At 42.6% G+C, this 13,512-nt stretch carries 17 protein-coding genes; 6 read left to right on the top strand and 11 right to left on the bottom strand.

Annotation, left to right across the window (positions count from 1 at the left end; all coding sequences use genetic code 11):
• Positions 1-17: 17 nt before the first annotated feature.
• The 4 genes from AABK40_RS03880 to AABK40_RS03865 all read right to left on the bottom strand — a co-directional run bounded on the left by AABK40_RS03880 (position 18) and on the right by AABK40_RS03865 (position 4,604).
• Positions 18-854 (bottom strand): geranylgeranylglycerol-phosphate geranylgeranyltransferase, encoded by an 837-nt coding sequence (locus tag AABK40_RS03880; protein ID WP_338397688.1) that lies wholly within the window; start codon positions 852-854, stop codon positions 18-20.
• A 5-nt stretch (positions 855-859) separates the two neighbouring features.
• On the bottom strand, positions 860-1,381 hold the full coding sequence (locus AABK40_RS03875) for a hypothetical protein (protein WP_338397687.1): 522 nt from the start codon (positions 1,379-1,381) through the stop codon (positions 860-862).
• 373 nt (positions 1,382-1,754) lie between these two features.
• The gene (locus AABK40_RS03870; RefSeq protein ID WP_338397686.1) at positions 1,755-4,166 is read right to left on the bottom strand and encodes an endonuclease MutS2; all 2,412 of its coding nucleotides are present in this window, start codon (positions 4,164-4,166) and stop codon (positions 1,755-1,757) included.
• Positions 4,167-4,205: 39 nt separating this feature from the next.
• On the bottom strand, positions 4,206-4,604 hold the full coding sequence (locus tag AABK40_RS03865; RefSeq protein ID WP_332922113.1) for a DUF4296 domain-containing protein: 399 nt from the start codon (positions 4,602-4,604) through the stop codon (positions 4,206-4,208).
• Between the two features lie 155 nt (positions 4,605-4,759).
• Here AABK40_RS03865 and AABK40_RS03860 point away from each other — a divergent pair, with 155 nt between their 5' ends.
• Genes AABK40_RS03860 through AABK40_RS03850 form a run of 3 tightly spaced genes read left to right on the top strand, consistent with a single transcriptional unit; the run spans position 4,760 to position 7,551 of the window.
• Positions 4,760-5,638, top strand: coding sequence for a DUF58 domain-containing protein (locus AABK40_RS03860; protein WP_332922114.1), 879 nt, complete (start codon positions 4,760-4,762; stop codon positions 5,636-5,638).
• Positions 5,631-6,506, top strand: a complete 876-nt coding sequence (locus AABK40_RS03855; RefSeq protein ID WP_332922115.1) for a hypothetical protein — start codon at positions 5,631-5,633, stop codon at positions 6,504-6,506. The genes AABK40_RS03860 and AABK40_RS03855 overlap by 8 nt, the downstream gene beginning before the upstream one ends.
• Complete coding sequence (locus tag AABK40_RS03850; protein ID WP_332922116.1) at positions 6,499-7,551, top strand: vWA domain-containing protein; 1,053 nt, start codon at positions 6,499-6,501, stop codon at positions 7,549-7,551. The genes AABK40_RS03855 and AABK40_RS03850 overlap by 8 nt, the downstream gene beginning before the upstream one ends.
• A gap of 54 nt (positions 7,552-7,605) precedes the next feature.
• Here AABK40_RS03850 and AABK40_RS03845 read toward each other — a convergent pair whose 3' ends face one another.
• Entirely contained in the window at positions 7,606-8,190 is a 585-nt protein-coding gene (locus AABK40_RS03845) for a histidine kinase (RefSeq protein ID WP_332922117.1), read from the bottom strand.
• 264 nt (positions 8,191-8,454) lie between these two features.
• Here AABK40_RS03845 and AABK40_RS03840 point away from each other — a divergent pair, with 264 nt between their 5' ends.
• On the top strand, positions 8,455-9,168 hold the full coding sequence (locus AABK40_RS03840) for a LytR/AlgR family response regulator transcription factor (RefSeq protein WP_332922118.1): 714 nt from the start codon (positions 8,455-8,457) through the stop codon (positions 9,166-9,168).
• Positions 9,169-9,286: 118 nt separating this feature from the next.
• On the opposite strand, the gene AABK40_RS03835 is transcribed toward AABK40_RS03840, so the two are convergent.
• The 3 genes from AABK40_RS03835 to AABK40_RS03825 form a co-directional block, all read right to left on the bottom strand.
• Complete coding sequence (locus AABK40_RS03835) at positions 9,287-9,943, bottom strand: hypothetical protein (protein WP_338397685.1); 657 nt, start codon at positions 9,941-9,943, stop codon at positions 9,287-9,289.
• 53 nt (positions 9,944-9,996) lie between these two features.
• Entirely contained in the window at positions 9,997-10,236 is a 240-nt protein-coding gene (locus AABK40_RS03830; RefSeq protein ID WP_332922120.1) for a hypothetical protein, read from the bottom strand.
• A gap of 205 nt (positions 10,237-10,441) precedes the next feature.
• Positions 10,442-10,891, bottom strand: coding sequence for a Fur family transcriptional regulator (locus AABK40_RS03825; protein ID WP_332922121.1), 450 nt, complete (start codon positions 10,889-10,891; stop codon positions 10,442-10,444).
• A 94-nt stretch (positions 10,892-10,985) separates the two neighbouring features.
• Between AABK40_RS03825 and yidD the strand changes: the two genes are divergently transcribed.
• A complete protein-coding gene (gene yidD / locus AABK40_RS03820; protein WP_332922122.1) occupies positions 10,986-11,225 on the top strand; it encodes a membrane protein insertion efficiency factor YidD in 240 nt (79 codons plus the stop codon).
• Here yidD and AABK40_RS03815 read toward each other — a convergent pair.
• On the bottom strand, positions 11,217-11,597 hold the full coding sequence (locus AABK40_RS03815) for a DUF423 domain-containing protein (RefSeq protein WP_332922123.1): 381 nt from the start codon (positions 11,595-11,597) through the stop codon (positions 11,217-11,219). The two genes, yidD and AABK40_RS03815, sit on opposite strands and share 9 nt — an antisense overlap.
• An 11-nt stretch (positions 11,598-11,608) precedes the next feature.
• Complete coding sequence (gene thiL / locus AABK40_RS03810) at positions 11,609-12,652, bottom strand: thiamine-phosphate kinase (RefSeq protein WP_338397684.1); 1,044 nt, start codon at positions 12,650-12,652, stop codon at positions 11,609-11,611.
• Between the two features lie 163 nt (positions 12,653-12,815).
• On the opposite strand from thiL, the gene AABK40_RS03805 reads away from it, so the two are divergent.
• Positions 12,816-13,142, top strand: a complete 327-nt coding sequence (locus AABK40_RS03805; protein ID WP_332922125.1) for a HesB/IscA family protein — start codon at positions 12,816-12,818, stop codon at positions 13,140-13,142.
• Between the two features lie 43 nt (positions 13,143-13,185).
• On the opposite strand, the gene AABK40_RS03800 is transcribed toward AABK40_RS03805, so the two are convergent.
• On the bottom strand, positions 13,186-13,488 hold the full coding sequence (locus AABK40_RS03800) for a Dabb family protein (RefSeq protein WP_332922126.1): 303 nt from the start codon (positions 13,486-13,488) through the stop codon (positions 13,186-13,188).
• Positions 13,489-13,512: the final 24 nt, after the last annotated feature.

Raw genomic sequence — 13,512 nt, 5'->3', positions numbered from 1 at the left:
ACTTCAATAGTTTTCGATCAGGCGATCATTAACATACTCAACACACCACCGAGCATCAATAATTTACAAAAAAGACTTAATCTGTGGTAGTGCTTTTTGGTATCTGCCCGAAAAAGATAGGCCACCACCAGCATCAAGGGCAGACTCAAAAGCATAAAATAAACGTTCAGCCGTTGATTATCTGCCACCGACATCCAGGTCATCATCAGAGTGATAAACAGGACAATAAAACCCAGTAACAACTTCTTGGTTTTGGGAATTCCCCATAAAATTGGAACCGTTCTGCCACCATGCATTCGGTCGCCATCCACATCTTCCATATCTTTGATCAGCTCCCGAATCAGACTTAACGCGAAGGCGAACACGGCATAAATCCCTGTAATCATATAGGATTTTTGGTAATAAACCGCCACCTGCATCAGCGAAAGTGCCGTCAGGAGTGCCACTATAATGTTCCCGACCAATGGCTTTTTCTTTAGATACCGGGAATAGTACCATAAAAAATAGGCACAAAAGAGCGCAATTAATCCCGTTTTCCAGGAAAGGAGCAATGCCAGTAACAGGCCGATCAGGGTAACGACAAAATGCATCGCCATGGCTTCCCGTCGAGTAATGATTGTGCCAATGGTTACTCGGTCTGGGCGATTGACATAATCAATTTTAATGTCGTAATAATCATTGATAATATAACCGCCAGCGGCAATAAGAATGGTAGAGATAATCAACACGCCAAGCGGAAGCCAGTTGTTCTCGTTCAGCAAGTCAATGCGCACTAAGGCACCAGCAACCAGCACCTGTGTAAAGGCGACGATCAACAGGTTGTTCAGACGGATCAATTTGAAGATCGCTTTCATGATTTTCAGGGTTTAACAGGAACTTGAACCACTACATGGTTATCAGGGAAATACAATTCCAACGAATAAGGTTGTAAACTTTCCTGACGCTTTATGCTTTCTTGCTGAATTAATTCCAACACCTGATCAGGTCGGGGCTTGACAAAACTGCTTGTACCCAAGTTCACTTCATAATAGCGATTAGCCTGAATCGTCAAATGCTCCATACTATCGAGCGCCTTGCCCGTGCTGATGCCTCCGATAAAAACATCGGCATGTTCGGCATCTTTCGCAGGATACTGCACCACTACCAAAGGCGCCGATAAATTCCCTGCTTTAACCTGATCACGCACCGCTTCAAAGGCTTGCTGAAACAAGGGACTCCCCATCCTACCTTCATACTTTAAGCCCTGCAAAGGATATTGCATCGCCTGTTCTTTGCGTTCCACGGCAACGGCATCGAATCCACCGAAATACCAATAAATACCCATTGAGCAAGTGAAAATAATCAGGGCAATAGGCAAAACACGTTTTAAAATAAAGTTCATCAGGTTGATTTTAGGGTTGATAGGATTGATTTTCAAATTGCACAAAATCCATTTTTTGACAAAGGATTTTTTGTTTTCATTGGTAGGAGATGCGATACAATTGGAGGGATAATAAAGACCATGATTTCCTTGGTTAGAAGAATTTCCATGATTTATTTATTGTTCACGGATTACGCAGATTTCCACAGATTTTATTTATTAGATCTATTAGTTCAAGCATCACGCTTGGACTGTTGATTTACCGAAGGACTAATCCAAGCGAGACCCTCGAACCAGTATTGCGGTAAAAACAAAAAAGGAAGCCCGAGGCCTCCTTTTCATATATCTATAAATTTTCTCAGCTACCACAAGAGAGACTCTCGCGATTGCTTGATCAACCTTTAATCTGCACCACAGTAACACCTGCGCCTCCACGCTCCACATGTTCATCCTTATATGAACGAACCTGCGACATGGTATCGAGGATATTTCTGACCACATCCCTTAGGATGCCATCGCCTTTTCCGTGCACAATTCGCAACTCATCAAAGCCGAGCATTGCGCCCTCATCGACAAAGTTTTGCACCTCGAAGAAGATTTCTTCGCCCCGACGTCCACGGATATCCAAGTTCGAGTTGTAATTCGACATTTTGGCATTAATGTCAATCCCTTTCATGCCGAAACGCTTCGTGCGCTCCTTCTCTTCTTTCTTCTGCTCACGCTTCGAGACTTTCTCCACGCGGGTCATTTTTACCTTCGTTTTCAGTCCGCCAAGCGAGATTTCAAGATCCTTACCCCGAACGCCAAGTACCTCGCCAATAGTGCCAGAATCTTTCACCCGAACATAGTTGCCTACTTTTATCGGGCCACCTTCAACGATGTATTCCGCTTCCTTTACCTCCGCATTGGGCAACTTCCGCTTTGTTACCTTGATGTTGTCTTTGTATTTCGACAACTGCTCACGTACCTGTCGGGTCTGTTCTTTCGAAGCTTTGGTTTCTTTAATTTCCTTAATCGCCAATTCCACCCGACGATTCGCCCCTTCCACAATTCCCTTGGCCTCGCGGCGGGCGTCATCAATCAGATCTTTGCGGCGGTCGTCCAGTTTGGTCTTCGCCTCCTCATATTCCTGCATGCGCAACTTCAGACGACGGTCACGGTCTTCAGCCTTCTTGTTGCGTTCTTCGAGTTTTCGTTTTTCACTCTCCAACTGCCCCAGCATTTTATCGAGCTTCACCTGATCCACCCCTACCATATCCTGTGCGGCCTCCAGTACATCCTTCGGCAGGCCAATCTTTCTGGCAATTTCCAAAGCAAAAGAGCTTCCTGGCTTTCCGATTTCCAACTGAAACATCGGTTCGAGTTTTTCCAGATCAAAGCGCATCGCTCCATTAACCAGCCCTTTGGTTTTATCCGCAAAGCGTTTCAGGTTGCCATAGTGGGTGTTGATTACACCAAACATGCCCATTTCCGCAAACTGACTCAACAGCGATTCGGCAATTGCCCCACCAAACTGAGGCTCTGTACCTGTACCAAACTCATCAATCAGCACCAAAGTACGTTTATTGCCATTATTGACAAAATGACGCATATTCGTCAGGTGTGAAGAGTAGGTTGAAAGGTCATTATCGATCGACTGTTCATCGCCAATGTCCAGGAAAATATTCTGGAAAATTCCCATTTTTGAGTGGGCATCCATCGGCACCAAGAGCCCGCACTGCATCATGTATTGCACTAAGCCTACAGACTTCACACAAACAGATTTACCCCCAGCGTTAGGTCCTGAAATCAGCAAAATTCGCTGTTGGGAAGACAATCGAACGTTCAGCGGTACAATATTTTTACCTTGTTCCTGAAAGGACAACCATAGCAATGGGTGACGGGAATTGTACCAATCCACCATCGTCCGATTATGAATCTCTGGTTTATTGGCCTCAATCTTTACCGCCAGTTTTGCTTTTGCACGGATAAAATCCATCAGCCCCATGAAACGATAAGCTTTGCGCAAAAACTCAATTTCAGGGCGAACGGCGTCAGTCAGCACGGTCAGGATACGAACGATCTCACGGCGCTCTTCATACTCCAGCTCTCGGATCATGTTATTAACCTCGAGCACTTCAGCAGGCTCCAAATAAACGGTCTGCCCCGTAGAGGATTCATCGTGCACAAAACCCTTGATCGAACGTTTGTAAGCTACACTTACGGGAATGACCATTCGGCCATCGCGGATCGTTGGCGTAACATCATCTTTGGTGTAACCTTTGGCTTTGGCATCGCGAAGGATCCTGTCCAGCACACGGCGCAATTGCACCTGTTGCCCCTGAATTTTACCCCTGATTTGCTGTAGCTCGGCACTTGCATTATTCCTCAGCTGACCTTTTTCATCGATCTTGCTTTCGATTTGCTGCACCAGTTGCTGATTGAAAAATACCGCTCCACTGATTTCAGCCAACAGCGGATAGTCTTCCTGCTTACCTTTGAAAAATCGCACGATGTCGTCGATGGTTTTCAGCGACAACAACAAATCGAAAAATTCTTCCTGAGTAAGGAACGTCCCCTGTAAGGACGCTTTGTCCAATGCCGAAGTGGCATCAATATAATTTGAATTGGGAAAAGACTCTCCTGAGGTTAGGATCTGCCGAAATTCCTCGGTCTGCAACAACCAGGTATTCAGCTGATCAAAATTTTTGGAAAAGCGCATCTTTTCCGCATAACTGACCCCTAAACGACTCAGGCAATTGTCCTTGACTAAATCACGAATACGGTCAAAACCTAACTTCTCCTCAAAACTTCGGGGATATAGCATCTATTATTTTCTCCTTTTTATGTGCAAAACAGCAACGGCCTATTTCTTTCTATCGACTTTTTTCAGCTCCTGTTTTTGCTTTTTCTCTTTTTCATTCACCAGGCGCTCCTGCAAACTGAGGCTGTCCACGATGGCGGCATACAGTGCCTCCATAGTTTCTGGCTCCCCAAGGTAATAATCCATACTTTGTTTATAAAGTGTAGAATCCACCTGATGTTTTTTATAAATTAGTGGTTCAAGCTGATGATACAAGGCATTTGCCGAATCACGACCTACACGAACCTCTTTCACCTTTGCTTCCAAGACGTAAAAGTCGATCATGAGCTGAACCATCTCATTTTTAGGCAACAAGCCATCAGGCTTGGGCGTTCTGTGCTCCTCTGGATCGCAGGCAACCAAAAGAGAAATCAGTATCGGTATTAAAAAATATTTTTTCACAACTGCAATTTAGCGGAATACTTTCTAATTTTGAAAACACAGCATTGTACATTTAGATCATTCTTACAATATTGTGCTCTGATTTTTGATTGAAAGGTAAAAAATGGTCTTTTATCTGGAGTAAATCGCCACAGATCAATAAATGCAAAAACAGGATGAAGGAGATTTTTCAGAAAATACGTAAATACGAAATACGGATACGCAAGGCGGTAAAAAGCCAGATGCAGGGAGATTTTCACTCCATTTTTAAGGGCAGTGGCTTGGAGTTCGACGATGTTCGGGCCTACCAATATGGCGATGATGTCAGGAGTATCGACTGGCATGTAACAGCCAAAGGTCATGGTACCTACATTAAAACCTTTAAGGAAGAAAAAGAACAGACGGTATTTTTCCTGGTAGACGTGAGTGCTTCTCAGCAAATTGGAAAGAAAGGGAAGCAAAAAATTGACATCACCAACGAGATCACAAGTGTTTTGTCGCTGTCGGCTGTAAAAGAGGGCAGTTCTGTTGGGGCGATATGCTTTTCCGATCAGAAGGAAAAATACATCAAAGCAGGAAAAGGGGAATCGCAGGCTTATCAGCTGATCACCTCTTTGTATAAACTGGTGCCAAAATCCAAACGAACGAGCCTGAACAAAGGCATTGAATCCTGCCTGAACCTGGTCCGCCGAAAAAGTATTATTATCCTCATTTCGGATTTTATTGACGAAGGCTATGAACGAAACCTGAAATCTTTGGCCAAGCGCCATGATTTAGTGGTGCTTCATATTTTCGATCAACGGGAGACCAAACTGCCAAGACTGGGAATCATTCCTCTTTACGATAAAGAATCTGAAAAAACGATTTGGGTCAATACCTCCTCGGCACATTTCAGGAACAAAATCGCCAATAAATATGGTGGTAATCAAAATAAGCTGAAAGAACTTTGTCAGAAATACGAGGCCAACTACCTTCGTATTGATACCGAAGAAGACTATGTACCACAGTTAATTAAACTTTTTAAGGTCAGAAATTTAAGCAAGAAAAATGGCTAAGCGCAACTGGATTTGGAGCCTATTACTCCTACTGATCTGTCATTTTGGTGCCATGGCGCAAAATGTAAAACTGGACGGATATTTCATGCAGGATTCTACAAAAGTCGGGGAAGACCTCGCCTATATCCTGACTGCAAAATACCCTGAAACCCTCAACATTTTATTTCCTGATTCCCTCAATAACTTCCACCCTTTTGAATATAACAGGCGGGAGGTTTTTCCGACGAAAACAACGGCAGGCATCAGTACCGACAGTGTGGTGTATCACCTGTCTACTTTTGAAACCGACAGCCTGCAAACCTTAGTGATGCCTGTTTACCTGATTCAGGAAAAGGACAGCCTGACCCTGTTTGCCCCAGCCTCGGACATCTTTTTTGCGCCTACTGTTTTACAGTTGCCAGATTCCTTGAAAATGCGGGCGAATGTTGCCTATACCCCCGTTGATTACCCTTTCAATTACCCATATTGGTTTGCGGGTTTGGGCATATTCCTCGCATTGCTGATCATCGGATTCCTGATTTTCGGTAGTGGCATTCGTCAGCAATTCAAAATCAAGAAACTACAGCGTCAGCATAGCAAGTTCCTCAATAACTTCGACAGCCTGACTTCCTCAAATCAACAGGCTGAATTATCGGCCCACTGGAAGTCATATGTCGAGACCATCGACGGGCGGCCATTTTCAAAGTTAACCACCAAGGAAATCGCCAAAGTCATCAGCGACCAGGAGGCGGTGAATGCCCTAAAACTACTGGACAGGAATATTTATGGTGCGCAGTCGGCTGAAATCGAAGTAAGCCAGTACGATCACTTGCGCCAGTTTGCGATTGAAACTTTTGAAGAAAAGCTCAACAAGATAAAAAATGACTGAAGTAAATAATTTAGCACATCAATGGTGGAGCATGAGCTGGTTTGAACCAAGCACGCTTCAGGGATTTACGTGGGATAATGCATGGGCGCTATACTTATTATTGGTCATCCCAGTGCTGTACCTTCTTAAATGGCTCTTGAATATCAAATTCAAACAGCGCTTACCCATTGCACTGACTAAGCGGGAGCTTAATTGGAGCCCAGTAACCTTACTCCGATTCATCCCTCCCCTCTTTTTTGCACTGGCCATGGCACTGATGGTCGTTGCCTTAGCCCGACCACAGCGTACCAATGAGCATGTAGAACAATGGGCGGAAGGAATTGACATTAATTTGGTGGTAGATATTTCTGGCTCCATGCAAATTGAGGACTTTAAGCCCAATCGCCTGGAGGCTGCCAAGAAGGTTTGTGGTGATTTTATCAAAGGAAGATTTCAGGACCGCATCGGTTTGGTCATCTTCTCTGGCGAGGCCTATTCCCTTGCTCCACTCACCACTGACTACAACCTGCTGGAAAGCTATATTCACGATATCGATTTCAAGATGATCGCCAACGACGGTACCGCCATTGGCTCGGCCCTTGCTGTGGCCACCAATCGCATGCGTGAAAGCAAAAGTAAATCGAAGGTGATTATCCTATTGTCTGACGGAGAGAATACCGCTGGGAATATCGATCCGATTACTGCGGCCAAGTTAGCGGCGGCATACGACATCAAAATCTATACGATTGCCATTGGTAAGGAAGGTATGGTGCCTTGGGGGAAAGATTTCTTCGGCCGCCCAAGAATGGTTCCCAACACCCTTGATGAAACCACGCTGAAATCTATTGCTGAAATTGGAAAAGGGCATTTCTATCGGGTATCAAATAATGAAGCCTTACAGAATGTATTCCATAAAATTGACCAATATGAGAAGGTGAAAATTAAGGAATCAAGGTATAAAAACACTTCTGATTTCTATGATGTTTACCTCAACTGGGGGATTATTTTCTTACTGATTTTCATGGTACTGAAATCCAGTTTCATGAGTAATATTCTTGAAGATTAAAACCTTCATGGCACAAAAAAGGCTATTTCTAAATTTCAGAGATAGCCTTTTTTTTTATTCCAACCATGGCAAAATACTAATGACCACCAAAAACTGATTCGTCCGTTCGTCAATAGATATTTTAAATTGCCCCTTATAAGCCTGCCTCAATTTCTCCAAAGCCCCATCAAGCTGAGCTGAAAACACCGAAGACCTGAAGTCGTCAGGTTTGACAATATCCATCACCAATTCTATGCGATCTGCACTGGATTGCAATTTGGCTGAAAAGCCCAATTTATCCACAACCCTGCGTTGTAACATGTTGAACGCAAGACTTAATAGAGGAAAGAAAACCCCTGGGGAGATGTAATGATTTCGATCAATTGCGTGTATAAAATTAATGTCAAGATGATTATTAAATCGCAATCTCTGCAAATAGAAATACGATCGTAAAAACTGCACCTCCTCTTTAATCGGTATTTTGTCCAATTCTGCTGATCGGTACTGATATCGAAAATAATCGGATAGTTTGACCAAAGAATCCGTCAGCCTGCCATCGTCCAACAAAGACATGGAGTACAGGTTATTCAACGTATTCATCAAAAAATCATCCTCCACACGGGCCATCACTGTATTTGTAGTCTCTAAGTTTACTTTCATATCCTATTGTGTTTGTATCTATTACTTTAACTCCAAATTATTAAAATAGTACCGCACAAAGGGATCAATGCCAACTTTCTATTACTACCAATATTTCTTACTGACCAATCATGTAAGAAACACGAGGTAATTTCAATAAAATTCCCCCCGATCCTATACCCCACCTCAACGGATAGATCGTGTTTATTTAACAAAGGGTCTTCGGCACTTTTTCATGATGAATCTAACCCTTCACCCAATAAACCGAAACTATTTCTTCCCTATATGAAAAAACTTAAATGTATCATCGTTGATGATGAACCGCTGGCGCGTAGTATCATTCAGAAATTTGTCGAGCAGAATGAGGCTTTGGAATTGTGTGCAAATCTTGAAAATGCCATTGAGGCATTGAATTACATCAATGAAAACCCTGTCGATTTAATCTTCCTTGACATCCAGATGCCCGAACTCAGTGGTATCGATTTCATGAAAACATTGGTGGACAAGCCAATGATTATCATGACTACTTCAGATCCAAGTTATGCTTTGGAGTGTTACGAATATTCTGTGGTGGATTACCTGCTCAAGCCAATCACTTTGCAGCGATTCCTGAAGGCCATTAACAAAGCCATGACAGCCTATACCAAGGCGCCTACTGAAGAGAAAATTATTAAAGAAGATGAGCCTTCACTGATTGTCAAAGAGAACGGTATTAACCATCGCTTATTCTTTGAAGAGATCTATTATATCGAGGCTTTTGGCAACTATTTAAAGATCCACCACCCCAACAAGACTTACATTCAGACGGAAACAATGATCCGAATTATGGATCAGCTTGACGAACGCTTTGTACGTGTGCACAAGTCTTATATCACCAACACTGACAAGATTCAAAAAATGACCAGCAACCGCATTCAGGTAAATGGGGTTGAAATTCCGATAGGAAATACTTACAAAGGCAATTTGAGAGAAAAAATGGCCAAGGTTGTTTTTCAGTAATAGAGAAGATATGAACAAAATAAAGTCGCTGATAGCGGCTTTTTTTGTGCCCTTTTCACAATAAAAAAGGCTGCCTTTTCAGGCAACCCATTCCATCACTAATGCTTACTTTGATTGATTAATTGGCCATTTTCATGGCTACCAAATTCTTCTTCTGTTTTCTGATGGCTTTACTCGGGCGATGCGCCTTAATGTCGATCTGCCCCATATCTACCCAATGGTCAAGCAAATATTTTTTGATCTTACTTAAAATCAACTGATCTTTTTCATCCGCTTTTTTCCCTCCCTGCGATTCCAGCTCCACGGTATAGTTACTATCGCTTAATAATGCATTGACAAATTTATCCAATATCAATTTATCCTCCACATCGAATGAATCTTCCTGATGCGCCAAATCTACCACGCCTTCGAGATCACTGAAATCTTCCTCTACCTCTTCAAACACCACTTGTTGCTCAGGAATTAATTTTGCAATAAACACTGTATCAGCATTCACACTGGTAAGGTCAACCATCGCATTCCCCAGTTTGATATACCCCACAGGCTCTGACATAAATTCCATCTCCTCGCCATTAGGTAACACGATAGCATAATAAAACATATCTGTTTCGAGGGCCTTTACACGAATTAAAGCCTCCTCTGGCTGTGCCTCAAAATGATTCATCTGTCTTGAATGGTAGTGAAATACCGAATCAGTAGGAAATAAATCAGCAGCATATAAAAACGAACTGGCAAACAACAGTAAAAATGTAAATATTGGCTTTAGGGTGTTCATAAGTAATTCGAGGGTTTGAATTTGAAATTAAGTAGCAGGAAAAGAGTTGTATATTAATGGCGACGTGAACGTCGGATGGATTTGCGCTCATTTTTCTCTTTCTTCTTGAGCACCTTATCTTGCAGCTTGGCGAGATTTTTATGAAACTTCCTTCGGTTCTTCAGCACCTTTCGCTGTTGCTTAATGGCATGTTTCTTATTCTGTTTCACCTTGGCGTAATTCTCATTCGATGGATTGGCCATAGAACCGAATGCGATCAAGGTGCCGATAATCATTAAAAATAGGTTTCGCATTTTGTGTTGGGTTGTTTCCCCAACAGTTTCAAATCTTATTCCAGCTCTTGCGTGTGCTTTAATTCCCCGACATTCTACTTATTTTACTTATCAACCATTGGTTTGCTGGTTAAAACTACTTTTTCAGGAAAATCAGCCCACAAAAAAAATCCCAAAACAGGAACTAATTCCTATTTTGGGATTCTTAATCACTTTGGGTGCTGATTTATTTTTCTTCAGAAACTCGCTTTCCGTAAAAATTCAGTGAATGAGCCTGAATTTTGATATTATAAAGCTCCTCTACTGTTTTTTTGATTTGCTGCACCCGAGGGTCACAGAATTCCAAAATCTCTTCGGTATCAGTCAGAATGATATGGTCATGCTGCTTGTTACCATAAGAGCTTTCGTAAAGTGCCAGGTTTTTCCCAAACTGATGTCTTGTCACCAAATCACATTCAATCAGTAAATCCAGGGTATTATATACGGTAGCACGAGAAACACGATAATTCTTGTTCTTCATATTGATGTATAATGATTCCACATCAACATGCTCATCACGAGAGTAAATTTCTTCTAAAATGGCAAAACGTTCAGGTGTTTTGCGCAGGGCATTATTTTCCAAATACTCGGTAAATATCTTTTTTACCTCCTCTATACGGGCGGGTGAGTTTTTCATATGGTACAATTTACGAAGAATCCTTAAAAAAAACGTATCTTTCTTTAGCATATAAAGAAATTATGGGGATTTTCGTCTCCAAAATTACGCTACAATGAAAGCATTGCTATCAAAAATTTTAATTTTTATGGTGGATATTTACCGCTATGGTATCTCTCCATTTTTTCCTCCTGCCTGCCGTTTTACGCCTACCTGTTCAAATTATATGGTAAAGGCCATTCAGGTACATGGGCCTTTCAGGGGGCTGTTGCTTGGGCTCAGGAGAATTGGCAGATGTCATCCTTGGGGAGGCCATGGGCATGATCCCGTACCTCCCAAATCGGATTTAGACTGACCATTTTCCCATCGCTGCAATGGCCAAACAAGCCCATGCAACGATAAAGGCTACACCGCCAAAGGGGGTGATGATGCCTAATTTGGGGGTATTGGTCAGGCAAAGGGCGTATAATGACCCACTGAACAACAAAATACCGACCAATGCAGCATAAAAACTGTAGTTAATCAGGTTGCCCGTCAGTTTTGGGGCAACCACCCCGAGCAGGATGATTAAAATGGCGTGATACATTTGATATTTCACTCCTGTTTCAAAAGTTGCCGCCCGCCCAGTGGCCTCGAGCAAATCTTTTAGGGCGTGTGCTCCAAAGGCACCAATCATCACGGCCAAGCCGCCCAATATTGCGCCAGTGGCGATCATTATTTTCTGCATATTATAAAAAATCACATATGGGTAAAGCCCTGCGCCTGCAATGGGTAAACATTCCCTTGCTTGGTTACCAGGTTTTTTCCCTTTTCCTCTGCTTGAATATATCCTATGGTATGAATATCAGGCAAATTTTTGATTTTCTCATAATCATCCTGCTTAATTGTAAACAGTAATTCATAATCTTCGCCACCATTCATTGCTGCGGTAACAGGATCAAGCTGAAACTCCACGGCATTTTCATAGGCAACTTCATCGATGGGCAATTTATCCTCAAAAATATTTACCCCGACTTTTGAGTGGCGACAAATGTGTAACAGTTCCGAAGCCAGGCCATCAGAAATATCCATCATGGCAGTAGGCACAACACCCACTTTGCCCAATTCATGAATCACGTCCATACGTGCCATTGGCTTGAGCTGTCGGCCGACAACGTAATCGTAGCCTTCCAGCTTAGGTTGCATTTGTGGATTGGCCTGAAACTCCTGCTTCTCGCGGACCAATACCTGCAAGCCAATATAGGCCGCGCCCAAATCGCCCGTAGCACAAACAATATCCCCTGATTTTGCGCCGCTTCTTTTAACCACCTTGTCCTTGTCCACCGTGCCAATCGCCGTGATGCTGATAACCAATCCATGGTTGGAGGCTGTGGTATCGCCACCGACTAAATCTACACCGAATACTTCACAGGCTTTATGCACGCCATCGTAAAAGGCATCGAGCGCCTCTACAGAAAATCGGTTACTCAGGGCAATACTTACTGTAATTTGTTTGGGAATGGCATTCATCGCCGCTATGTCCGAAATATTTACAGCTACAGCCTTGAAACCCAAATGCTGCAATGGCATATAACTCAAATCAAAATGAATCATCTCCACCAGCATATCCGTGGAAACCACCTGGTAAAAATCACCACAGTCCATCAAGGCGGCATCATCTCCAATCCCGAGAGCTGTTTCCTGATGTTTGAATGTAGAAAATTTTTCTGCGATGCGATCGATCAACCCAAATTCGCCCAAAGCAGCCAATTCTGTTCTATTTTGATTATCTTCCTTAGCCATATTCACAATTTAATATCAGACAAAAACTGATTGGAAAGATCCATTTTATACTCTCCAAGCAATTGATTATATTTGCAAAAGTGCCTAAACTTTTGGGAATGCCCAAACGTTTAATCCAATTACCCTACACCTACGGCAAACAATGCCAAAATTTCTATCTAAGATGATTAATATAACAGATAAGGCAATTGCTCGATTACAAGAGCTGCGCAAAGAAGAAAACCGCTCTGAGCACCACCACCTCAGAGTATTAGTTAAAGGTGGCGGATGTTCTGGGTTGATGTACGACCTGGATTTTGATGCCAACATTGAAGCCAACGATGAAGTGTTTGAAGACAAGGGAGTGAAAATTTTGGTCGACAAAAAAAGCCTCCTTTACCTTTTGGGTACTACGCTTGACTTTTCAGATGGACTGAATGGCAAGGGCTTCCAGTTCATTAACCCTAATGCGACAAGAACTTGTGGCTGCGGAGAAAGCTTCTCCATTTAAAGCATAAAAAAAGACCGATCTGATGATCGGTCTTTTCATTTTATTATGATTCAAAATCTACGACCTTTCGGTCTGCAATTACGGAAAGAATAAAAGACAACACCTCCAAATGCGCAGGGTGGTCAGCATATTTTTTCAATCCTTCACGGTCTTCGTGTCGGGAAGTAAGTACCACATCAAATGCAGCAGGTGAATCGTTAAAATTAATGCCGACTTCCATCGCCTGAAGTGATTCTACCTTTTCGACCAGCCCCTCAAGGAGCGTTTTCATTTTCTTTGCGTTTTCAGCTTTAGAAAGCCCATTGGCTTCCTCTTTCAGCTGAAACATTACAACGTGTGTAATCATGGCTGTTGGTTATATTTAAAAACG

The sequence above is a fragment of the Persicobacter psychrovividus genome (assembly GCF_036492425.1).
Classification (GTDB): domain Bacteria; phylum Bacteroidota; class Bacteroidia; order Cytophagales; family Cyclobacteriaceae; genus Persicobacter; species Persicobacter psychrovividus.
This window is presented reverse-complemented; position numbering and strand designations above follow the sequence as displayed.

What these genes read in the sequence shown, in the direction of transcription:
- yidD (WP_332922122.1), top strand. Translation starts at nt 10,986, where the DNA reads ATGAAAGCATTGCTATCAAAAATTTTAATTTTTATGGTGGATATTTAC.
- AABK40_RS03825 (WP_332922121.1), bottom strand. Translation starts at nt 10,891, where the DNA reads ATGAAAAACTCACCCGCCCGTATAGAGGAGGTAAAAAAGATATTTACC.
- AABK40_RS03860 (WP_332922114.1), top strand. Translation starts at nt 4,760, where the DNA reads ATGAAGGAGATTTTTCAGAAAATACGTAAATACGAAATACGGATACGC.
- AABK40_RS03830 (WP_332922120.1), bottom strand. Translation starts at nt 10,236, where the DNA reads ATGCGAAACCTATTTTTAATGATTATCGGCACCTTGATCGCATTCGGT.
- AABK40_RS03875 (WP_338397687.1), bottom strand. Translation starts at nt 1,381, where the DNA reads ATGAACTTTATTTTAAAACGTGTTTTGCCTATTGCCCTGATTATTTTC.
- AABK40_RS03845 (WP_332922117.1), bottom strand. Translation starts at nt 8,190, where the DNA reads ATGAAAGTAAACTTAGAGACTACAAATACAGTGATGGCCCGTGTGGAG.
- AABK40_RS03870 (WP_338397686.1), bottom strand. Translation starts at nt 4,166, where the DNA reads ATGCTATATCCCCGAAGTTTTGAGGAGAAGTTAGGTTTTGACCGTATT.
- AABK40_RS03835 (WP_338397685.1), bottom strand. Translation starts at nt 9,943, where the DNA reads ATGAACACCCTAAAGCCAATATTTACATTTTTACTGTTGTTTGCCAGT.
- AABK40_RS03855 (WP_332922115.1), top strand. Translation starts at nt 5,631, where the DNA reads ATGGCTAAGCGCAACTGGATTTGGAGCCTATTACTCCTACTGATCTGT.
- AABK40_RS03805 (WP_332922125.1), top strand. Translation starts at nt 12,816, where the DNA reads ATGATTAATATAACAGATAAGGCAATTGCTCGATTACAAGAGCTGCGC.
- AABK40_RS03800 (WP_332922126.1), bottom strand. Translation starts at nt 13,488, where the DNA reads ATGATTACACACGTTGTAATGTTTCAGCTGAAAGAGGAAGCCAATGGG.
- AABK40_RS03850 (WP_332922116.1), top strand. Translation starts at nt 6,499, where the DNA reads ATGACTGAAGTAAATAATTTAGCACATCAATGGTGGAGCATGAGCTGG.
- AABK40_RS03880 (WP_338397688.1), bottom strand. Translation starts at nt 854, where the DNA reads ATGAAAGCGATCTTCAAATTGATCCGTCTGAACAACCTGTTGATCGTC.
- AABK40_RS03815 (WP_332922123.1), bottom strand. Translation starts at nt 11,597, where the DNA reads ATGCAGAAAATAATGATCGCCACTGGCGCAATATTGGGCGGCTTGGCC.
- AABK40_RS03840 (WP_332922118.1), top strand. Translation starts at nt 8,455, where the DNA reads ATGAAAAAACTTAAATGTATCATCGTTGATGATGAACCGCTGGCGCGT.
- thiL (WP_338397684.1), bottom strand. Translation starts at nt 12,652, where the DNA reads ATGGCTAAGGAAGATAATCAAAATAGAACAGAATTGGCTGCTTTGGGC.